The organism is Methanospirillum stamsii (genome assembly GCF_003173335.1).
Lineage (GTDB): Archaea > Halobacteriota > Methanomicrobia > Methanomicrobiales > Methanospirillaceae > Methanospirillum > Methanospirillum stamsii.
In genome coordinates, this window is the sequence record NZ_QGMZ01000014.1 from 12,919 (window position 1) to 33,355 (window position 20,437).

Here is a 20,437-nt window from a genome sequence, read left to right on the forward strand (position 1 = left end):
ATGGGAGATCGCAGTGTTTCAGACCGGCTGAAGGATTTTGAAGAAGTCGATATGGGTCTTTCACAGGAGGAAGCAATCGAAGAAGCATCCCGTTGTCTTCAGTGTAAAAAACCCGGATGCGTTGATGGCTGTCCGGTTAATATTGATATTCCTGCTTTTATTGCACTTATTGCCAATGGTGACTTTATAGGGGCGGCATCAAGTATCCGGGAGCAAAACCTCCTTCCTGCGATTTGCGGAAGGGTATGTCCCCAGGAAACCCAGTGTGAAGAGCTCTGTATTCTTGGGAAGAAAGAGACTCCAATCCGGATCGGACAACTTGAACGGTTTGCTGCTGACCAGGAACGAAACAAGGGTCTAACGGTCCCGGCAAGAAAGCCTAAGACCGGAAAGCGTGTAGCAGTTATCGGATCAGGTCCGGCCGGAATCGTTGCAGCCGGAGAACTTGCAAAAGACGGGCATGATGTGGTATTGTTTGAGTCACTTCATACACCCGGAGGAGTTCTGACATACGGGATTCCTTCTTTTCGTCTGCCTAAAGACGTGGTAAAGGCTGAAATCGATCTCATTCTTGCAATGGGAGTGGACTTAAAACTCAACCATCTTGTCGGTAGAACCGTCTCCCCTGACGAGCTTGAAGGATTTGATGCAGTTCTGCTCGGAACCGGTGCCGGACTTCCGTATTTCATGGGTATTCCGGGAGAAAACCTGAGCGGGGTTTATTCTGCAAACGAGTTCCTTACCCGGGTAAATCTCATGCATGCCGAACGGTTTCCGGAGTATGATACCCCTATCGCCCGTCTGAGCCGGGTTGTTGTAGTGGGAGGCGGAAATGTTGCGATGGATGCCGCAAGAACCGCACGACGGATGGGAGCAAAAGTTACACTTGTCTACCGTCGCCGGGAAGAAGACCTTCCTGCACGGGCTGCCGAAGTTCACCATGCAAAAGAAGAAGGCGTGGAAATTTTCACCTGTGCAAATCCGGTAAAAATCCTTGGTGAACAATCAGTCACTGGAATTGAATGTATCCGGATGAAGATGTGCCAGTTGGATAACGGCGGCAGACCTGTCCCTGAACCGGTTGAAGGCGATACTTTTACGCTTGATTGTGATATTGTCATTCTGGCTATTGGTCAGGGTCCAAATCCAGTCCTTGTCAGTCAGATTAAGGGTGTTGAAAAAGGCAGGGCAGGTAATGTCGTGACCGGGGAAGATGGCCGGACATCTCACCCGAAGATTTTTGCTGCCGGAGATGTTACTACCGGAGCTGCAACGGTAATTCTTGCAATGGGCGGGGCAAAACAGGCTGCACGCTCAATTACCGCGATGTTTGGTAACTGATACCTCATGACAACCGTGCAATCTCCTGAACAACTGGAACAGGTTTCCGGGTATTCTTTCAGGGATAAAACTCTCCTTATCAGGGCCCTTACACGACTTGCTTACTCAAAGGAACAGAGCCTTCCTGAAGATTCACACCTTGATGCTCTGGCAACCCTTGGAGATGCAGTTATTGAACTTATTATTCTTACAAGGATAGTGAAAGGCGGTGAGCATGACAAAGGTGCCGTTTCATTGAAAAAAATGGACCTTGTCAATATGTCTGTTCTCCGGGATGCGGCAAAAGCAATTCACCTTGAAACATATGTACGGTGGGGAAAGGGAGAGAGCCGGATGCATGTATGGACGTCGGGCCGTGTTCTGGCTGAGTGTATGGAGGCTCTTGCCGGTGCTGTATACCTGGATGGAGGAATTGAAGCAGCTGAGAAAGTCCTTGATAAATTTTCCCTCCTTCCAGAATAATCACACGAAAAAAGATATACTATCAAAAATAACATCTGCAGGAAATTTCGAAAAGGCTACTCATCATGGATAAAAACCAGAAAAAATGGATATATGTCTCTCTTGCTTTCAGCATGGTGATTCTTGTTTTTATCCTTCTTTCAACCTTTAACGAGGAAACGCTGCAATATTTGTTTCATATCAATATCTGGTTCCTGCTTCTTGCAATAAGTCTCCGTTTTGTTTCTTTTTCTCTTTGGGCTGCCAGGATTAAGGTTATGGCCGCATCACTCGGGTATCAGGTGAAGTACAGCCATTGTTATAACATGGTCGTTGCAAATCTCCTTATCGGCGCTATTACTCCCGGACAGGCCGGAGGTGAACCGGTCCGGATACATGAGCTCTATAAAGCTGACATGTCTCTTGGAGATGCAACCGCTGTGGTAATCATGGAACGGGTACTCGATGCCGTGATACTTGTGGCATTGACGGTTTTCAGTCTCATTATCATGGGAAAGGTAATCTGGGATATGGGAGAAGGGATTGTAATAGTTATCTTCTTTTCACTTGCGGTTCTTATCTTTTTCATCGGGTTACTTATTTATGCAACACGAAATCCGGAATCTGCTAAAGATAAGGTGATGCGTTTTCTTCACTGGATTGAGCTGAAGATGAAAAATCCGGGTATCCATAAAATTATTGCCAGCACCGATGTTGAGTTTGATAATTTCTGTTCAGGCATCTCGGCATTTACCAGTCATGGTAAGAAAGGAATTGCACAGGGAACGGTTTTTTCAGTCCTTTTCTGGTTTTCTGAATTTATTGTGGCATCGGTAATTCTGATGGGGCTTGGCCTTCCGCCTTCTATTTCAGAATCAATGCTCAGTCAGATTATTATCGCTCTTATCAGTATGATTCCCCTGACTCCGGGAGCATCAGGGATAGCAGAACTTTCAGCAACGTCGTTATATGCTTTGTTTGTTCCTACGGCAATCCTGGGAGTGTTTATCATTCTCTGGAGACTGATAATGTTTTACCTGAATATCGTATTCGGGGTAATTGCAACCGTTCTGATATTCAAGCGGGAAATATCTACCTGATCAATTGTTCAATGCCATGCGAATCAGGTCCGAATCCTAAGACTTAATACTCAATTCATCCACTATGGACTGGATATTGGGTCTTATCTTTCCGATATCGCGAGATGCAGTTTTGTAGATCAACCTGACATCAGCTTTGAAGTAGGCATGTATAACCAAACTTTGCCACTTTGCCTTCAAGCACTCATTGAGATCATCTATTATTGGGGAAAAAAATTTTGTTTCTCCTGCCATTCTTCGAAATATCATCTATGGATGTATGAATTCTTCTCGTGTTTTGTCATCCTGAATCACTCAATTTTGGTGTAAGAAAAGGACACCATTAGTAGTTTTTCTGTGGCTAACGTCCAAGATTCGTTCCCAATGATATGTCAGTACCAGTATGTAATCCCGTGTTTACCTTTATTAGAAAGACGTCTCTTAACACATGAGTAGAGCATTCCTTTTACGATGTGGTCAAGTCTGTAGAACTCATCTGAAGACACTGCATGTTTATGGTAAAGTGTCAATGAAGTAATCCGTCTCCACGAGATGATTATTTATCCTGAATCTATTTAGATGGGCCTTATTCTTGTCAATACTTCCTGAATGGCTTTTGCTTTTTTTATCTCCCGGACGACTGTTCTGGCTCTGGATTCCGGTTGTTCTTTCTGCAGCTTTTTATAAGAAGTAGAGATAGTAAGTACTGTTGGGTTTCTCTATTTTAATTCCTTGAATCCCTGATTCTTTATCAATAACCTGAGTATTATATGTTTCAAACTTAGTGATTACATTGTCATCGCTTTTGTAGATCTGCTTTCCGGTGATGTACTGGAGATTATCTTCCATTCGGACATTTCAGGAATGCTGTTCGCAGCCAGTGTTCCATACCTATTAGAGCGAAGAAATTGGATTACTGATACCATATGATGGATAATTAACACATCACCATTATGCGATGAAGGAGATGGAAGCAAAGAGGACCTGGAAGAATGAGTACTTCAAACGTGATATGGATGGGTGGATCTGGTGTTGTGGAGGCAGTATCTGTTCGATTTCGGAAAAAAGATGCCGGGAGAAAAAGTATTTTAACTTATGGTCACTGAAACCGTTCCGTCTTCACTCACGATTACCGTAAAATTTACCAGATCTCCAAACGGCACCCTGACCTTTTTTCCGGTTGTCGGATCAGTTGTCACCAGTACCGGCTGGAAGGTATACTGATAAGAACCCGGAGTGGTGGGGATGATCAGGGAACACATGAACACATATAGTCCGTCTTCCAGATCTCCAGGGAGTTCTCCTACTTCATTAGCCAGGTCATTTTCCGGTATCAGCCTGATAATACTCTTTGCAGGGGGAGAGATTTGTCCATTATTTTCGAGGGTAATGAACAGATTTGCGGATGATCCCGGAGTGGCATCCTCCGACAGTGTCACTGATACCACCTTCAGTGAATACAGAGGTGAATCAGGTAATGGATCGTCAAGGGATGTATCCCGGAGCGATGAGGAGGGTTCAGAGGGATTAGAGGGATCATTTATCGGGACCGGAGAAGGTTTTGACGTCGGAGTCGGACTTGGGGTTCTGACCAGCGGTGCATTGTCGTAAACCCCGGTGCTGAGTTCATAGGGTGTCGTTGAATAACCGGTGGAATTTCCTGGCTGATTGTCAGACCAACCGGTTCCCGTTTTATTACTCCAGAAGTTTCCGGCAACATTCGGACCGCCGACTATGTTTTTTCCCGGTGATGGTGTCTGGCTCCAGTCATAGACACCGGGGTTTCCATCACCGTCGACATTCTTTGTGTTGCCCAGGTAATTGTCCACAATCAGACCATTCCCGCCTCCTCCATCATTTGAGATATAAATGCCAACATCATTGTTCCAGATAGTATTTCCGGTGACCCTCACTGACTGTATAGAATCAATGACTGCAACTCCGTAGATATTTTGTGATACCTTGTTATTCTGGATAGTGAGATTTTCTGATTCAATTTCGTTATTCAAATTTTGAATACCCAAGCTATTTTTATAGACAGTATTGTCTGATATGACGGCATCACTTCCCTGGTTGCAGATCCCGAAAGTGTTATTAAACACGGTATTTCCGGAGATCTGACCGCCATTATCATTCACATATATGCCGTAAAGATTGTCTGAAGCGGTATTATCACTGACCTTCGTATTTCTGCCTGATTGCACATTGGTCCCGTGATCCTCGTTATTACTGATCACATTCCCTTCGATGATGGCATTGTCTCCGGTTGTCCGTATCCCATCATACCCGTTATATGATGCCGTGTTCTGTACAATCGTTACATTCTGCCCTGTCGCTACAATCCCTGAATTTTCATGTTTTGAAGCTAAATTATGTTCAATCAGGGCATTTTTTCCAATGGATTGAATGCCATAATCAGTCTGTTTTAATCCACTGTCGGCATTGTTCGAAGTGATAACCGCGTCATCCCCGCCGGAGTAGATATCTGCGTATCCGTCATTGGAACTTACATCATTATCAGATATGGTAACGCCTAAACCGGTTGAATAGATGCCATAATACGAGTTATTATGGATGTTATTCTCTGATAGAGATGCATAGTCACCGGAGGATTCGATCCCATAGTAGTACCCTTCTGCAGAATTACCCGAGATGGTGGCATTATCGCCTCCGGAATCGATCCCTCTCAATGAACCATAAGCCGAACTTCGAATGGTGTTATTAGAAATTGTGGCATCGTCAGCCCCCGCATAGAGGCCGTATGAATTATCGGTCAGGGTATTGCCTGACAGGTTCGCTCCCCTTCCATGGGATTCTATTGCCTGAGTATTTCTCTCTGCAGTATTATTCGTGATCCGGGCGTTCATCCCGGATGATTGAATTCCGTTAATCACATTATCATTTGCCGTATTCCCGTCAACGACGGCATTATCTCCTGCAACATAGATACCTCTGGCCCAATTATCAGTAATGACATTATTCCGTATGGTTGTATCAGCACTCCATGAGTCAATGCCAGAATCAAAATTAGTAATTGATCCGAAATTCTGAATCTTGACACCATTGGATCCGGAAGTGATATTTATCCCGATATTAGAAAAAGACCCGGATAGTGTTTTCCCGTTTCCGTCAAGCGTAACACTGCTTGCCTGGATCTCAATGGCAAATGAATGGGAAGTTGAAAGGTCCTCATCGAGATAATAATCGCCGCTATCGGTAATTATGTAATATCCACCGTCATCGGAAGAATAGGTATACCCGGTCCCTCCTGCAGATGAGAGTTTTGTCCCGGTTGCTGTGATGACAATCTCTCCAAGAGTTAAGACCTCCGGTAAAGCACCGGAGTCAGATGTATCTATATCTTTTGATTCAGACGAGAATGAACCGGCCAGGGTTTCGATGCTTTCCGAAGATCCGGATGGCGTGGAATTTGCTCCGGCATCGTATCCATCACTCCCGGTAGGTGAGACCGTAACGGTTGGAGTAGCGGTAATCGTTGGCTCAGGAGTCGGAGCAAGGGTGGGATCTGTAGTAGGTATAGTAGTAATCGTTGGCTCAGGAGTCGGAGTAAGTGTAGAATCTGTAGTTGGTGTAACAGTAATCGTTGGCTCAGGAGTCGGAGCAAGGGTAGGATCTGTAGTTGGTATAGCGATAATCGTTGGCTCAGGAGTCGGAACAGAGGTGGGCTTAGCAGTCGGGGTAGTATTACTATCTGCAAGGACGATTGTCCCAGATACGGAGAGTATGAAAAGAAGGAGGATCAGGCAGAATCTCTTCATATTGCACCCCCTGTCATCACAGTTAATCTTTTGAGGTAGGCGGCTGCTTTCGTCATTCCTGAAGGATCATTCCGGATTGCCGTTACAAACGACTTCTTTGCCTCACTCATCCTTCCTTGTGCAATCTGAAGGACCCCGAGGTTCGTCAAGGCAAGAGCAGCACCGGAGGGATCCACGTGAATTGCTTTTAGAAAATTCTTCTCTGCTTCATCGGTTTTATTTTGCATGAAATATACTGCCCCGATTCCGGTGTAGAGGTCTACCTGAACAAGGCCGGTCGCTCCTGATTCAGCCTGGTGAAATGCATTAAGAGCTTCATCAAGTCTTCCCAGAGAAGAGAGCAGAGTTCCTTTTTTAACCAGTGCTTCCGCATATAATGCAGGATCCTGTCCGGAAACTTTTCCATAACTATGCAGGGCATCATCCGGGTTTTCAAGTTTTTCCTGGACGACTCCAAGATTCAAATACCCCCGGTCATATCCGGAATCTACTGATACTGCATTTAAATAATACTCAAAAGCGATATCCTGCAGGCCGAGCGCCATGTACCCGGTACCGATATTATTGAGAATTGGTGCCTGGTCCGATCCTTCGGTCTGGTTAAGCATGTCCTGGTACCAGGAGATCGAACCTAAATAATCTCCTGCAGCGTACCGGTCTGATCCGGTGTCCGCTACTAACGAGGGGATCAACAGAGCAGTCAAAAGACAGGGAATCAACCTACTGGTTGAAAAAACAGGAGAAATCATATTGGTTCATGTTTTTTATGAGTGCAACAAGAAAAGAAGGATGGAAAAACCAGAGAAAAAAATTATGCAGATGCACACAAAAGTCACAGAATAAGATTTATTTCACTATTAATATAGAATACAATATCAGGTAAAGGAATCTATCTGCAATAAATGTGCAGACCCTAGGAAAAAGTATTCATAATGTCAGAACATTATGAAATTACTAATGTTCAAAGAGACAAACAGTCATTTTTTTAAAAAAACTGCATATTGAGTTGCACATTCTGATGATTAAAATTCAGATGCGAGGAGAAAACCTTTCAAAAATATCAAAACGTTTTCAACCGGTTTTATCAAACAAGAATAAATGTGCAACCATTAAAATCCCGTAGCCGGATGTGATAAAAAAATAATCCCATTGATGAGTCAGAAGAGATATTTTCTGAATTTATGCGGATAAAGAGGTACTATAATCATTTCTGAAATACTTAAGTAGAAATCCGACCAAAATCGCGGACACTAATAAAACCTACGGCCATCAACCGGGTAGTCGTATTGTGCAGTTATCTTAGTTTATATCTTTAGATACCAAATAACCTGAGAATGAAGGTTCTGTAAATAACGGGATTCGAAAAGGCCGGGGATCATATGCATCAATATTCTGTTTTCCAGATTCGGACAAATTATTGCAAGTTTTTACCAAAATGAAGATTTCTGCTGTAGATCAAGAAGTAATTCTTGCCACGTTCAAACAAAATATTCAGGGATTATCTATCTCTGATCTCGCACGTAAAAGTGGAGTCAACCGGAATAAAGCTGCAAAAATTGCCGATGATCTCCAGCATGCTGGAATCGTCAATTGTGTGCAACATAGCACTGCAAAAGTATATTCATTAAAAAACAGGTCTGCAGTACATGGTCTTCTGGAGATGCGCCATGAACCTTGGGTTATCATTGATGAGAAACTTAATATAATCGAAGCCAGTGATTCTTTTTTCAGGAAATATAACACAAATTCCGGGAAATTACTGGGGCAACCAATCTCTGATATTGCGTATTTTGCCCTACATCTTCGTTCCGGAGATCTTCAACAGATCATTGATACGAAGCAGGAAGGAGAAAAACGGATACTTGGATCAGATACAGAGTCAGAGCAATGGATGAGTATCCGGGTAACACTGTATGAACAATCCCGTGCCATCCTGCTGGTTTTGTTGACAGAACAAAAAGATAATCTACCCATCAGAGATATTTTTCCACCATCTGATATTCTCGAAGAACTATCTGCCAACCTCCCGAATGTCATTGATAAAAACCTGAATGAGGCAATTACTCACATTGTAAAGATTATCAGTTCAAAGTTTCCTGATGATCTTATCATCACTCTTACTGTCGACGAAAAGGCACAGATCGGGAGATTCAATGACATTCGGTTTCCGAAATCCGCCTCCAGGAGATTAACCGGTATCATTCCTTCTCTCTTTACCAGGGAAATATCAATTCCTCCGGTCAGCATTTTTAAGTACAAAATCGGAAGACCCTATTTGCACGAAGATATATCTCATTTCCTGGATCCGATGATGAGTCAGGAAGAAATCCGGATCGTGCGGGAAGCATTTCCAATCCCTACCATTTCACTGATAGGAATTATGAATCAATCCTCTCTAATCGGCATTTTCGGGATTGGAATACAAAATAAACCCCTTAAGACAGAAAGATACCAGAAAATCCTCGATGTCATATTCCGCTGTTTTATGGTGAAAGGTATTGTTCAACAAAAAGATGAAGAAATCAAGAAAAATTTGCTGGAATACCAGGATCAATACCGAAAGATCTATTCGGAGCTCTCTGAAAAAACCCTGGAGTGTCATTCCCTGGTATCTGAAACCCATCACCTCATGAATATTCTCTCTACAATAATGGATCAGAGAAAAAATCCCCTCCTTCTAACCCAAAACGACGGGAGAATTTTGTCTACAAACCAGACGGCTTTAGCTCTTTACCATATGGGAAACATTCCTTTGAAGAATGAATGGTTCCTTCAGGATATCCTGTCCCCGGAAATTGCTGACCGGATTTTGAACCATATCAGGGCATACGAAGATACACCAGAGCAAACCTGTTCATCAGATTCTATTATTGATTTTCATTGTGATTCTCCGATGGTCTGGCACATCCTGCAAAACAAGGATCCCCAGACTCAGAAGACCTACCTCTGTATTGGCGAACCTACTCCGGCACCCCTTATTCAGTACCTGACAGATCGGGGATTATGATCTTAAAACCGGTTCTTCGTCAGCCTTCGGGGATGAATCCGGTTTGACGAAGTTTTGATACGGTACTATCCTCTCGATATTTCTTGTTGCTTTAATCAGGATCTCTTGTATCTCCTTCATTGTATCAGATTTTGGATCAGAATCGCCTGATATCACATCTGATGCAAGACTCCACAAGTGGATCTCCTCATACAGGATATTCATCAGATTCCGGTTTATCTCAGAGAATTCATCCAATTTCCGGTAAATATCTGACATACCCCTGATACTCATCTCAACCAGGATCTGATCGCCATATACCAGGCGACTGAGCCTGACCTCTGCAGGGATTTCTTTATGATACGATTGGAACACCCACGAAAAATCAATCACCCGGCCTGATGAGGCCTGGGTACAATAATATCGTAATTTTTCAGGCACATCATCAGGATTTCTCTGGTGACCGGCAGACAGACTGACCGGATCCATCCCGATGATCGCTTCACCAAATTCTGGAAACATCCCATATGCCACCGGATTTGCTTCAATTATCCGGTTTTCTGATATAATAATGATGGCATCCCGGTGGGACAAGAAAAAATCCCTATATTTTTGAACCTGTGCAAGTTTCTCTTTCTCCCTGATTAACTGGGATTTTGTTTCCTGAATCTGTTTCTCAAGGTTCATACTGCTCGTAATATCGGTAAAAACTACCAGGTACCCTCCTTTTTCCCCGATATTTTTTTGGATCAATTGAGAAGATACACTATACCACCTGATTTCATCGCTGATAAGGGAGAATGGTTGCTCATACAAAATATCCGGGTGCTCCAGGATCTTTCTCAGTTCCGGTCGCAATGATGGAATTTCAGAAGGATGCCAGGAAAATGCATCAGTCAGTGAGATTTGAAGCAATTTCTCTGCCACTGGATTCATATCGATGATATGCCGGTCGCGACTAAGAGCAATGAGACCTGAAGTAGCGATATTAAAGAATTTTTCCCGGAAAACTGGAGAATATTGAAGAAAATCATAATGGATAATGCCAAATGCCAGGATAAAACCGGATAATGCCGCATCCAGGCACATCGGATCAAATGACGGGAAAATGTTGATATCAGTAATCAGTCCGCTAACAATGAGAATGTACGAACTGGTGATCAGAAAAATAATCTGATGCCTGAATTTTATAGAGACATCCGGATATCGTCTGAGTAACAAAAGACTACCTGCAATGGAAAGGCCATAAATATACCCGTATCCGAGGATATCTATCTCCCAGCTTAGTGAAGAGAAATAAAGGCCTGTGAGTACTTCATGGAAAAAACCTCTTGATGAAATCACTCGGAAAATACTCATCAGGACCGGAATAATCATCAACAAAGTGAAATTTCTTGCAGTCAGGAACTCGGGTTTTCCGATATAATGAAGACAGAAGAAAAACCAGGCTACCGGAAGGGCAAAATAACAATAGGTATTTATCCAGAACAGGTAAGGAGATAACAGTTGAGGAACCGGAAGAATCATCCCGATATTATCCAATCCAAAGGTCAGGCAGATTGTAGCATACAATACAAGTATTCCCCAGACCAGAGAGTGGCCGCTGATATGTTTCCTCCGGTATACCTGTACTGACAATGAAAGGAGGATACCTCCACATATAAAGGTAAGAAGGGCAAAATACCAGGGAATTTCCATGCATCTTATCATTTCCGATGGGCAAGTATCAATGTTGTGAAATGAACCAAAAAATGTGAAACCTGGATAAAATAGATCAATAATTCCTTTTTGGATCTGACATCTTTTCTGTAGACGAATGTTAAGAGCCCAAGTTTTACTAGTTTATTGGATAAGTTAGACACTATTGAATGTTTCGAACAGCCTGGAAAAGTTCTATAAGTAGGAGAGATGGTTGAAAAACAAGAGCAATTGAATTACGATCTTGGAGTTGTTCTACCTACATCGTAATGAATGGGTGGGAATATGGGATAAATGGAAAAATTTCTTTACGATGAGATGAACTTCTGCTAGTTTCCCCTGATTTTTTAATAAACCTCTATCTGTAGCATCAGCTGGTATTCGTAATTGGAATATTTGAAAAAACTAAAAAGAGACAGATGTTTGTTATGCCAATAGCCTTACCAGCAGGGCTTTTTGGACATGCAGTCTGTTTTCTGCCTGATCCCAGACTGCACTTTCCTTGCTGTCAATAACTTCATCAGTTATTTCCCAGTTTCTGTGTGCCGGAAGACAATGCATCACAATTGCTCCGGGTTTTGCTACCGATAACAGGTCTTTGTTTACCTGGTATGGCATGAAAATTTCTCTTCTCCGGTCGATTTCATCTTCCTGGCCCATTGAAATCCAGGTATCGGTCATCACCACATCAGCATCACGGGCAGCTTCAAAGGGATCAGTCACTACCCGGACTTTTGCCCCTTTTTCCAGTGATTCCTTGACCAAATCTTCTTTTGGAGCAAATTCTTTGGGAGAGCCGACGATTACTTCCATTCCGGTCAGAATGGTGCTCAGGATAAGTGATGTACAGACATTGTTCCCATCTCCAATCCAGGCAACTTTAATTCCATCAGTCCGGAATAACCGCTCCTCAATGGTCATGATATCTGCAAGGATCTGGCAGGGGTGTTCTTTGTCTGAAAGACCGTTGATAACCGGAATATCAGCGTGAACTGCGAGTTCCTGTACTTCATCGTGCCGGTTTGCACGAATCATGATTGCTGAAACAAATCTTGTCATGACCCGTGCAGTATCGCATATGGCTTCCCCACGTCCGAGCTGCATGTCTTTCGGGTTCAGAAATAAGGCATGACCACCCAGTTCAAACATCCCGGTTTCAAATGATATTCTGGTCCGGGTAGATGATTTTTCAAAGATCATTCCCAGGGTTTTATTAGCCAGGACCGGGGTGTGTATCCCTACTCTACGCTCTTCTTTTAACTTCCTGGCATGAGCAATGAGATTTGCCAATTCTTCACGGGAGATATCAAGAATTGATAAAAAATCCTTCTTCATCTAATCTCCTTCATGTGAAGAATCCTTTTCTCCAAAACTTCCGTTGTTCCGATGTCTTTACGGTGTCTGACCGGACCTGAAACAGCAGAGGCCGCTTCTTCTGCAAGACGTTCAGCTTCATCAAGGCTGTCACCGATTCCTACAAAGGCAAGGGTCCGGGAACTCTGTGTTATGAGATATCCTCCCTCTTTTACCACGCTGGCGTAATAGCAAAGAGCAGTATTGTCCGGTCCCAGAACCAGTTTCCCTCCTGAAACCGGAGTATCCGGATACCCTTCCGGCACAAGGTATTTGCATACCGTCGCTTTTTTAGCAAATGATACGTCAGCGGTATCAAGCGTCCCGGAGGTAATTGCCTTTACTATTCCGGTAAAGTCACTTAAAAGAAGTGACAGGACGTTCATCGCCTCCGGGTCACCAAACCGGGCATTAAATTCAATAACCATCGGGCCATTTGCCGTATTCATGAACTGGCCGTATAATATTCCGACATATGGGGTCCCTTCGGCTGCAAGAGCTGCGATGGTCTCTTTCATGATAGAAAATGCCTGGTGATAATCTTCGTCGGTAACGAAGGGGAACCGGTGGTCCGGAAGGGTATATGACCCCATCCCTCCGGTGTTCGGGCCGACATCACCCTCGTATGCCCGTTTATGGTCCTGGACAAGTGGCATGGGGACAAGGTTTTTCCCGTCGACAAAGGCCTGAAGAGTGAACTCTTCCCCGATGAGCCGTTCTTCTATGACAATATCCCCGGAGAGTTCATGCACATATGCACATGCTTCATCTTTGTCCAGGTGTTCTCCCATGATCCGGACACCTTTTCCACCGGTTAGCCCGGACGGTTTGATTGCGTAATCTTTTGTTGAAGTATCAAGAAATGTTTCTGCTTCTTTTCCGGAATGGAAGATATGATATTCGGGAAGGCCTGGGATCTGGTATTTTTTCATCAGGTTCCTGCAGAATGATTTATCAGTTTCAATTTTTGCAGCCTGTCTTGAAGGTCCCATGCATTTTACGCCTACCTCTGTAAGGGTATCAACTACCCCTGTTTCCAGTGGGGCTTCAGGGCCGATACAGGCAAAATGTATTTGATTTTCCTGGCAGAATTTTTTGATAGATTCGGGTTCTGTCTCTGGAGCAATAAGGACTTTATGTGCCAGTTCAGCAATTCCCGGGTTCATCCGGTTCATGACTGCAAAGATCCTTGTCTGCGGGTTTCGGGCAAGTGCACTGGCTATGGCATGTTCTCTTCCCCCGCTTCCGACTATGAGGATGTTTGAATTGGTAATCATTCCTTATTACTCCATAGAATATGTATCATTTTTTCCAGCTCATAAAAAAAATTCAAATACCACTGAAAACAGGCAAAAAGCCTTGTGATTTTTTAAAGATCCGTCTAGTTCTTTGAATAAAGAGGACTGTATCACTATTGAGAATACCTGGTACAATCAGATGGAGGAGAAAAAAATAGTCTCCCCTACTACATACTGTCATAGATATCGGATCCTGGAAATACTATTCTCGTATAATATGTGGTCTATCTCATTAAACCTATCATTTGATGACAGGTCAGTCATATAAAAAAGTTTTGAAAAATTCAGGTTAATTAAACTATCTCTAGGACTCTGTCACCTGAGAATTCTTCTTTTTGGCATAATCAGGATATTTCATGGTAAAAACAATTCCTATAATAATGGAAATCCACATGTATGCATCACCTATTATACCGAATGCATCCGGATAGTAGAATTCATAGATGCTTTTGAGGAGTCCAAGCAGGAAGAGGATACCCCAGAAGAAGGTAAGAATTTTGTTAATATGAACGAAAACAGGGTTTTCCCAACGTTCTTTCGGTACATCCCGTTTTGCATACTGGATGGTAAATGGAATGCCAATTGCAAGGCTTCCAAATGCAATTCCTGTCAGAACGGCATTTGATGCAATTCCGATGAACGGAATGATATCATACCAGTGAAAAACAGTCAGGGCGATTACCATGAGGATAAAGAAGGAGACTGTTATCCAGGGCACAATGAGTTTATCACGCATGTCCCGGTATCCAACGATAACCGCAACAACCAGAGAGAACATAAGAGCAATTTCAAGTTCAACAAGCGAATGTCCTGCAAATAATCCAAATAGGATCCAAGGCAGGAATGAAATCAAAAATATGATTGGATTCATTTTTAAATAGATTTGTCGTTATTGAATTAGTACTTTGTTACCTCGAGAGATTTTTCTCTTTCATTATGCATCATTTATATTGATAATCCAGGAACAGATACGGGTATTTGCCCTTAATAGTTACTCTTCGAATTTTTCTGGTTCTGTAGGTTTTTTAAAGAGTGAACTCATTCCTTCAGATATACTCTTATTTTTTCTTTTCTGATTGTAGACGACAATTGCGGTATGAACATATATTATTGCGAAAATGAGTATCAGATCGACAACGCCAATCAATGCTGCAGGCAGGTCTAACCCGACACTTGAATGGACATATGAGTTTATCAGCGGTACCATTGCTATTCCAACCAAAAAACAGAGAAATCCTGTAATGAGAACCATAATGTCATTAAAATTCATTATTTCATAACTCCGGATTTGTAAAAATATCATCGGTATATGGATAGATAAAATGCTCGGGACCGGAATATTTATTTTTTTTATGAAATTTCTCCGGACATGCCTTCAGTTCCGAAGGCAGAGGAAATGATACGGTCAGAAGGGTATTCTCTTATTGGGTCGTTCAGACTTCCTGATACCGGATGGTGGAATCATTATTATACTCCGTTAACCGGCCGGCTGGGAATGTTAAAGGAAAAATATTCAAACAACCAGGATGCTAGATGTATTATCCAGGGACTTGAAATGGAGATGGATATTCATCGGAAATATGCAAATGAGTATGGATATACCTATTTCATAATGAAAAAAAGGTCATCCGGATATTTCTAATAGGGGAGGGAAATAGAGTCGATTTTGGATTACATATTCTGAAAAACCCGTGTATTATGCGGCATCATATCCCGATATCTCCGGAGAATGATATGAGCAAGGCATTATCATGCAGCCTGGTTTTTTTGGTTACCCACTAGACCTGTCTCATCTTATTGCCTGTTTTTCAATAATAATTCTGATATTGTTACTATGCCCTAAATGCCAGAAAATGCGTAATATCTTAAAACCATACCTCAAAAAAAAGGTTCACTCGGAGACCGGTATGATTCTGTCTTTTAATTGTTTTTCACAATCCAGTTTCATCATCTCAATTACATTGTTCACGACACCACGGGTATATGTCCGGAATAAATCATCGTTCCTGAAGAATTCTCTATCTTCATTACTTGAAAATTCTGCACCATGCGTTCTGTATGCGATACCAAATGGAGCAAGGATAAATCCCATCTGTTGAAAATTCAGAAATATATCCATGCTGGTCTTAATCCCCCCGTCCTCATGACCACAGACCAGAATTCCGAGTATCTTCCCTTCTGTTAATCCGGGTTTTTTGAGGTGATAGAGGTTCTGCATACAGGTGGTCCGGTCTAAAAAGATCTTTAGGCGTGCTGACATGCTGTTCCAATTGATAGGGGATGCAATAATTACTGCTTTTGAATTTGCAAGCATCTGGTGAAATAAGTGCATATCGTCCTCACCATTCCGGCAGGGATAATTGCATGATTGTGCTTTGACTGCATAACAGCACCAACAATGGTCAATAGAGTATTCATTCAGGTTAAATCTCTGATAAGACACATCATTTTCTTTGAGCATTTCCTCAGCAATATCAGTCATGACTCCGGTGTTTCCTGCCCGGTGGGAACTCCCATTGATGAGGAGAACATCAAAAGGTTCATTGTGGTAAGTGAACTTTTCATTCCTTTCAGGGATGAATTCCCCGGATGGGCTATGGCAATGAGGGCAACCTTTTGGAGGCTTTTTTCCTTTAAAAAGAAAGCCGCATACTGTACATTTCCAGGTTATTTCAATCGTTTCAAATTCATGGTTTTCTGTTGGAACAGTCATGGGTATTCCTCGGATAATAAATACAAGAATAAAATCTTGGGCTTCATTTTACATTAACTTGTTTAATTTTAGTTATCTTCTTGCTGTGATCTTAATATGTGAAAAACATTATAAATTTAATAATATATTAAATTAATAAATAACCAATACAATCCTAATTTTCCCTCAAAACAGATGATATTCATCTCTTTTGCTGTCAAAACCCAGATTGTCCTGACTATGGAAAACGAGGATTAGGAAATCTTACCGTGAGTGGAACATCTGGTGGTCATGGAAACCGAATGTAGCGATGCAGGTCTTGTGGATATCGGTTTTCTGAAACCAGAGGCACTGTATTATTCAACTCAAAAATCGAGCACGAAAAAGCGGTTTCGGTCATGGAAAATCTCTCAGAGGGATGCGGAATACGGAAAACCAGTAGATTGACAGAAGTGAGTTTAGGGAAAGTGGCCAGACTCTCACAAAAGTCAGGGAAACATGCTCAATTAATCCATGATGAATTGTTTGGTTTTTCCCCCTCAGACAAATGAAGTTCAATTCGATGAAAAATGGAGCTTCGTCGGTAAGAAAGAGAAGAATTGTGATCCATGCAACCCAAATGATGACAATTATGGTGATAATTGGGATCATATTGCTTATGATCCCAAGCACCGGTTAATCCTTTCAGTCATTCCAGGAAAACGGACTGCAAAGAATACTCACAAACTCGTAAAAGACTTCATTTATAGAACGGCAGAATGTTACTGATAGAAATCGAAATTCACGAAAAATTTGGGAAAACACTTTTATTCTCTAAAGAACGAAGAGAAAACGAAGCAATGACGTTCTTTTGTCTATATAGTTACAATTTTTGTTGGCCTATTCGGACACTTCAAATACAAGATAAACGAGGGGAGCGATCAAAGAAAAGAACACCTGCAATGGCGGTAGGTTTAACAGATCATGTGTGGACTATCGAAGAGTGGATCCGTTTTCCATCTGTGCAGTTATGTTAGATCACGACCAAAAGTTATATTTTTTAAAAAAAATTCTAACAATGCAGACTAAAAAAAAATTTGGACTAAAGATGAATGCTATTTACGATATATTCAAATCCCTTTTCCGGAACTATAAATTTTAACAAAACTATTACCCGACCAGTTCACATTGAGATACACAATTGTAGTAATCATTAGCCACCTTACAATTATGAATACAAAGATCATATGGTTTTCCCGAACTTACTGCATTATCCGGGACACTTTTTATCATCTCAAGATATAACCCGGTTTCATTGAACGTTTTCTCATCCAACTGATGGAGGTTGAAGGTATCCTGTGCAAAAGAACTCAGGAGTTCTCCGTCATAATAATCAAGTGGTTTTACCTGAAGTGTGAGAATTTCATTGTTATTTGAAATAGACTGGTTTTCTATTTTTACTATGGAGGCTGATTTCGTTTCCGGACCATTGAAAATTGCTACAGCATTTATCGGAAGATATGTATAAACCATAAAACCAACCGGAACCTGGGTGGTATTATCCTCCTTTGTGATATTTACCAGAGGGTCCGGGTTATTGATCGTGATTATCATCATATCTTCAGTATCATTCACTATTGTGCTCTCTCCTCCCTTCAGGTATGCAAGGTATTCTGGAGAATCAGCGGCAAAGCAGATTCCTGTCAGAGAAAATAACAATATAAGAATAATGAGTCCGGTGAGATGTTTTCGATTCATATTATCTTCATATATCTGGTTATTTTTATTTTAGAGTTTTGATTCGGTAAGCAGATATTTGAAAGTAATAAGAATTCTAGTTGTGAGAAAAAGATATTCTGCAATAACTGGGATAAATATTGAAATTAATCCCACAATTCCATTTAAATCGGATTATAATTTTCAGGGATCTCCTCCCCAAAAAACCTTATCGGCCTTCCCACCAATCTTATACCCTCACTTTGAAACCTGGAGTATCTCATTGCCCGGTCATCATCTCTAAAAATTCAAATATTATAGAAGTCACGACATGCATACTAAAATCATCATTCCCGGAGAGATTACCTTTGTTTTTGGAATTCTCCTCATTTCGTTTGCCATCCCCCTCATGGTTAACGCAGAATTCGGGATATCAACCATCTCATCGCTTCCCTTCGTACTGAGCCGGATCTGGAATCAGATCTCTTTCGGTATCTGGAATCCCCTTTTCCAGGTCGGCCTTTTGATCCTTCTTCTGGCCATCACGAAACGATTCAAATCAGGCTATCTCATTTCTATTGTCCTCTCTGTCTTCTTCGGAATGAGTATCGATCTCTTTACACAAACCCTCTCCGGCCTTCCGTCTGAATTCTGGGAGAGAATCCTCTACTTTGTCTTCAGCTTCGGGATTATGTGTGTCGGCATTTCCCTCATGGTCGGCTCTAAAATACCGTTGATGGTCATCGATACTTTCCTAAACGACCTGACTCTCTTCTACCATGTCACCTACCGGCGGATCAAGACCATTTTTGACATCATCTGTGTCACCCTCTCCGTGGCTCTCTCCTTTCTCTGCCTTGGTCACCTCGAAGGGGTTGGGATAGGGACGATTATCATGGCATGCATCACCGGATTCGGTGTTCAGGCAGTAAATACGGTATTAAGCCGGGTAATCATCATCAGACCGTGGAGCAGACGACTGGAGGAGATGGTACAATGAACCTTTACCGGAATATCCTGATCCCGACCGACGGAAGCAGCACCATCACGGCAGCCATCTCTTTTGCCCTTACCCTTTCTAAAATCACCGGGGCTAACGTTACTGCTCTTGGTGTCAACGACGAGAGCAACTATGCGATTCCGGGCGATACAACAACTCTTGATCCGGATACGCCCCAGTATCAGGCCTGCGAAAAAGCTGTTGCCGGGGTAGTCAGCATGGGAGAGGAGGTTGGTATCGGCATTACATCCCGGATCATCGCCGGCATACCAGCACAGGTTATCATCGATGCTTCCGGTGAATATGATCTCATTGTTATGGGAACCGCCGGCAGATCCGGTATCAATCTCCTCCTCCTCGGAAGTGTGGCCCAGAAAGTCATAAGGTTTTCAACATGTCCGGTCCTTGTTATCAGGGGTGACTCTCCGGCACATGAGACATACAGCCGGATACTAATCCCCACGGAAGGAACCGGGATCACGGAGAATGCCATCAGCCACGGGCTTGAGATGGCCCGGATTTTCAAAACCGATGTTACTGCCCTGAGTGTGATCAGCGAAAAGAAGAGGAGAATATTGGGACCGGCAGAGAAATTTTTCTCCCGTGAAAATGCCGAGAAGGCTGTGACTGAAGTGGTTAGAAATGGGCAGAAACTTGGCATCTCCGTTACTCCGGTGGTCCTCTCCGGTCAGGTGGCCCAGGAGGTAATCACCGCTTCGACTAATCATGATCTCCTCGTTATGGGTACAGAAGGCCGCACAGGCCTTGAATATGTCAGAATGGGAAGTGTCGCCGAGAAGACTGTCCGGCATGCTCGGTGTCCAATCCTTGTTGTCAGGGGAGTAGATACCGCTCTACCGGAGGCCAGAAAAAACAAAAAGTTCGAATAATGCAAATAAGAATATTATTCAAATGTTAGAGAATGGATATTTTCTTTACCGAACCATTGATTAAGAGTATCCAAAGCGAGATGGGTTAATTCTTGAGTAAAAAGGATAGCCAAACGCTCAATTGGTCGAGAACATGAAACATAGAATAAGTTACGATTACGTTCGTAGGTTTCTTGTATGTTTGA

19 protein-coding genes are annotated in these 20,437 nt (G+C 42.5%); 8 read left to right on the plus strand and 11 right to left on the minus strand.

The features are described 5' to 3' along the window. From gltA to DLD82_RS06675, 3 genes are all read left to right on the plus strand, one after another. Entirely contained in the window at window positions 1–1,341 is a 1,341-nt protein-coding gene (gene gltA, locus DLD82_RS06665) for an NADPH-dependent glutamate synthase (RefSeq protein ID WP_109940499.1), read from the plus strand. Window positions 1,342–1,347: 6 nt separating this feature from the next. Further along, complete coding sequence (locus DLD82_RS06670; RefSeq protein ID WP_109940337.1) at window positions 1,348–1,803, plus strand: ribonuclease III domain-containing protein; 456 nt, start codon at window positions 1,348–1,350, stop codon at window positions 1,801–1,803. 65 nt (window positions 1,804–1,868) lie between these two features. Further along, entirely contained in the window at window positions 1,869–2,882 is a 1,014-nt protein-coding gene (locus DLD82_RS06675; RefSeq protein ID WP_109940338.1) for a lysylphosphatidylglycerol synthase transmembrane domain-containing protein, read from the plus strand. A gap of 371 nt (window positions 2,883–3,253) precedes the next feature. Here DLD82_RS06675 and DLD82_RS19540 read toward each other — a convergent pair whose 3' ends face one another. From DLD82_RS19540 to DLD82_RS06695, 4 genes are all read right to left on the minus strand, one after another. Further along, window positions 3,254–3,391: a group II intron maturase-specific domain-containing protein gene (locus DLD82_RS19540; RefSeq protein ID WP_369333090.1), complete on the minus strand. Its 138-nt coding sequence runs from the start codon at window positions 3,389–3,391 to the stop codon at window positions 3,254–3,256. Window positions 3,392–3,649: 258 nt separating this feature from the next. After that, window positions 3,650–3,787: a hypothetical protein gene (locus DLD82_RS18485; protein ID WP_181391297.1), complete on the minus strand. Its 138-nt coding sequence runs from the start codon at window positions 3,785–3,787 to the stop codon at window positions 3,650–3,652. Window positions 3,788–3,949: 162 nt separating this feature from the next. Then, window positions 3,950–6,640 carry a right-handed parallel beta-helix repeat-containing protein gene (locus DLD82_RS06690; RefSeq protein WP_109940341.1) on the minus strand — a complete coding sequence of 897 codons (2,691 nt, stop codon included), beginning with the start codon at window positions 6,638–6,640 and terminating at the stop codon, window positions 3,950–3,952. Then, window positions 6,637–7,389 carry a tetratricopeptide repeat protein gene (locus DLD82_RS06695; RefSeq protein ID WP_109940342.1) on the minus strand — a complete coding sequence of 251 codons (753 nt, stop codon included), beginning with the start codon at window positions 7,387–7,389 and terminating at the stop codon, window positions 6,637–6,639. Before DLD82_RS06695 ends, DLD82_RS06690 begins: the two co-directional genes overlap by 4 nt. A 686-nt stretch (window positions 7,390–8,075) precedes the next feature. Here DLD82_RS06695 and DLD82_RS06700 point away from each other — a divergent pair. Further along, complete coding sequence (locus DLD82_RS06700; protein WP_109940343.1) at window positions 8,076–9,647, plus strand: hypothetical protein; 1,572 nt, start codon at window positions 8,076–8,078, stop codon at window positions 9,645–9,647. Here the strand turns inward: DLD82_RS06700 and DLD82_RS06705 are convergent. The 5 genes from DLD82_RS06705 to DLD82_RS06725 form a co-directional block, all read right to left on the minus strand. Beyond that, a complete protein-coding gene (locus DLD82_RS06705; RefSeq protein WP_181391298.1) occupies window positions 9,642–11,324 on the minus strand; it encodes a histidine kinase N-terminal 7TM domain-containing protein in 1,683 nt (560 codons plus the stop codon). The two genes, DLD82_RS06700 and DLD82_RS06705, sit on opposite strands and share 6 nt — an antisense overlap. Window positions 11,325–11,750: 426 nt before the next feature. Further along, window positions 11,751–12,659, minus strand: a complete 909-nt coding sequence (argF, locus tag DLD82_RS06710; protein ID WP_109940345.1) for an ornithine carbamoyltransferase — start codon at window positions 12,657–12,659, stop codon at window positions 11,751–11,753. Then, window positions 12,656–13,954 (minus strand): phosphoribosylamine--glycine ligase, encoded by a 1,299-nt coding sequence (gene purD, locus DLD82_RS06715; RefSeq protein WP_109940346.1) that lies wholly within the window; start codon window positions 13,952–13,954, stop codon window positions 12,656–12,658. The genes argF and purD overlap by 4 nt, the downstream gene beginning before the upstream one ends. A 325-nt stretch (window positions 13,955–14,279) precedes the next feature. Further along, a complete protein-coding gene (locus DLD82_RS06720) occupies window positions 14,280–14,846 on the minus strand; it encodes a hypothetical protein (RefSeq protein ID WP_109940347.1) in 567 nt (188 codons plus the stop codon). A 120-nt stretch (window positions 14,847–14,966) separates the two neighbouring features. After that, window positions 14,967–15,245: a hypothetical protein gene (locus DLD82_RS06725; RefSeq protein WP_109940348.1), complete on the minus strand. Its 279-nt coding sequence runs from the start codon at window positions 15,243–15,245 to the stop codon at window positions 14,967–14,969. 99 nt (window positions 15,246–15,344) lie between these two features. On the opposite strand from DLD82_RS06725, the gene DLD82_RS06730 reads away from it, so the two are divergent. After that, window positions 15,345–15,617: a hypothetical protein gene (locus DLD82_RS06730; protein ID WP_181391299.1), complete on the plus strand. Its 273-nt coding sequence runs from the start codon at window positions 15,345–15,347 to the stop codon at window positions 15,615–15,617. A 249-nt stretch (window positions 15,618–15,866) separates the two neighbouring features. On the opposite strand, the gene DLD82_RS06735 is transcribed toward DLD82_RS06730, so the two are convergent. Beyond that, the gene (locus DLD82_RS06735) at window positions 15,867–16,688 is read right to left on the minus strand and encodes an NAD(P)H-dependent oxidoreductase (protein ID WP_109940349.1); all 822 of its coding nucleotides are present in this window, start codon (window positions 16,686–16,688) and stop codon (window positions 15,867–15,869) included. 270 nt (window positions 16,689–16,958) lie between these two features. Here DLD82_RS06735 and DLD82_RS18490 point away from each other — a divergent pair, with 270 nt between their 5' ends. After that, entirely contained in the window at window positions 16,959–17,114 is a 156-nt protein-coding gene (locus DLD82_RS18490; RefSeq protein WP_181391300.1) for a hypothetical protein, read from the plus strand. 702 nt (window positions 17,115–17,816) lie between these two features. On the opposite strand, the gene DLD82_RS06750 is transcribed toward DLD82_RS18490, so the two are convergent. Beyond that, window positions 17,817–18,404 carry a hypothetical protein gene (locus DLD82_RS06750; protein ID WP_109940352.1) on the minus strand — a complete coding sequence of 196 codons (588 nt, stop codon included), beginning with the start codon at window positions 18,402–18,404 and terminating at the stop codon, window positions 17,817–17,819. 289 nt (window positions 18,405–18,693) lie between these two features. On the opposite strand from DLD82_RS06750, the gene DLD82_RS06755 reads away from it, so the two are divergent. Both DLD82_RS06755 and DLD82_RS06760 read left to right on the plus strand, forming a co-directional pair. Further along, complete coding sequence (locus tag DLD82_RS06755) at window positions 18,694–19,362, plus strand: DUF6198 family protein (RefSeq protein WP_109940353.1); 669 nt, start codon at window positions 18,694–18,696, stop codon at window positions 19,360–19,362. After that, window positions 19,359–20,252, plus strand: a complete 894-nt coding sequence (locus DLD82_RS06760; RefSeq protein ID WP_181391301.1) for a universal stress protein — start codon at window positions 19,359–19,361, stop codon at window positions 20,250–20,252. The genes DLD82_RS06755 and DLD82_RS06760 overlap by 4 nt, the downstream gene beginning before the upstream one ends. Window positions 20,253–20,437 lie beyond the last annotated feature (185 nt).

What these genes read in the sequence shown, in the direction of transcription:
- DLD82_RS06735 (WP_109940349.1), bottom strand. Translation starts at nt 16,688, where the DNA reads ATGACTGTTCCAACAGAAAACCATGAATTTGAAACGATTGAAATAACC.
- DLD82_RS18485 (WP_181391297.1), bottom strand. Translation starts at nt 3,787, where the DNA reads ATGGTATCAGTAATCCAATTTCTTCGCTCTAATAGGTATGGAACACTG.
- DLD82_RS06730 (WP_181391299.1), top strand. Translation starts at nt 15,345, where the DNA reads ATGCCTTCAGTTCCGAAGGCAGAGGAAATGATACGGTCAGAAGGGTAT.
- DLD82_RS06705 (WP_181391298.1), bottom strand. Translation starts at nt 11,324, where the DNA reads ATGGAAATTCCCTGGTATTTTGCCCTTCTTACCTTTATATGTGGAGGT.
- DLD82_RS06700 (WP_109940343.1), top strand. Translation starts at nt 8,076, where the DNA reads ATGAAGATTTCTGCTGTAGATCAAGAAGTAATTCTTGCCACGTTCAAA.
- purD (WP_109940346.1), bottom strand. Translation starts at nt 13,954, where the DNA reads ATGATTACCAATTCAAACATCCTCATAGTCGGAAGCGGGGGAAGAGAA.
- gltA (WP_109940499.1), top strand. Translation starts at nt 1, where the DNA reads ATGGGAGATCGCAGTGTTTCAGACCGGCTGAAGGATTTTGAAGAAGTC.
- DLD82_RS06695 (WP_109940342.1), bottom strand. Translation starts at nt 7,389, where the DNA reads ATGATTTCTCCTGTTTTTTCAACCAGTAGGTTGATTCCCTGTCTTTTG.
- DLD82_RS06720 (WP_109940347.1), bottom strand. Translation starts at nt 14,846, where the DNA reads ATGAATCCAATCATATTTTTGATTTCATTCCTGCCTTGGATCCTATTT.
- DLD82_RS06760 (WP_181391301.1), top strand. Translation starts at nt 19,359, where the DNA reads ATGAACCTTTACCGGAATATCCTGATCCCGACCGACGGAAGCAGCACC.
- DLD82_RS06690 (WP_109940341.1), bottom strand. Translation starts at nt 6,640, where the DNA reads ATGAAGAGATTCTGCCTGATCCTCCTTCTTTTCATACTCTCCGTATCT.
- DLD82_RS18490 (WP_181391300.1), top strand. Translation starts at nt 16,959, where the DNA reads ATGGAAACCGAATGTAGCGATGCAGGTCTTGTGGATATCGGTTTTCTG.
- DLD82_RS06750 (WP_109940352.1), bottom strand. Translation starts at nt 18,404, where the DNA reads ATGAATCGAAAACATCTCACCGGACTCATTATTCTTATATTGTTATTT.
- DLD82_RS06675 (WP_109940338.1), top strand. Translation starts at nt 1,869, where the DNA reads ATGGATAAAAACCAGAAAAAATGGATATATGTCTCTCTTGCTTTCAGC.
- DLD82_RS06725 (WP_109940348.1), bottom strand. Translation starts at nt 15,245, where the DNA reads ATGAATTTTAATGACATTATGGTTCTCATTACAGGATTTCTCTGTTTT.
- DLD82_RS06670 (WP_109940337.1), top strand. Translation starts at nt 1,348, where the DNA reads ATGACAACCGTGCAATCTCCTGAACAACTGGAACAGGTTTCCGGGTAT.
- argF (WP_109940345.1), bottom strand. Translation starts at nt 12,659, where the DNA reads ATGAAGAAGGATTTTTTATCAATTCTTGATATCTCCCGTGAAGAATTG.
- DLD82_RS06755 (WP_109940353.1), top strand. Translation starts at nt 18,694, where the DNA reads ATGCATACTAAAATCATCATTCCCGGAGAGATTACCTTTGTTTTTGGA.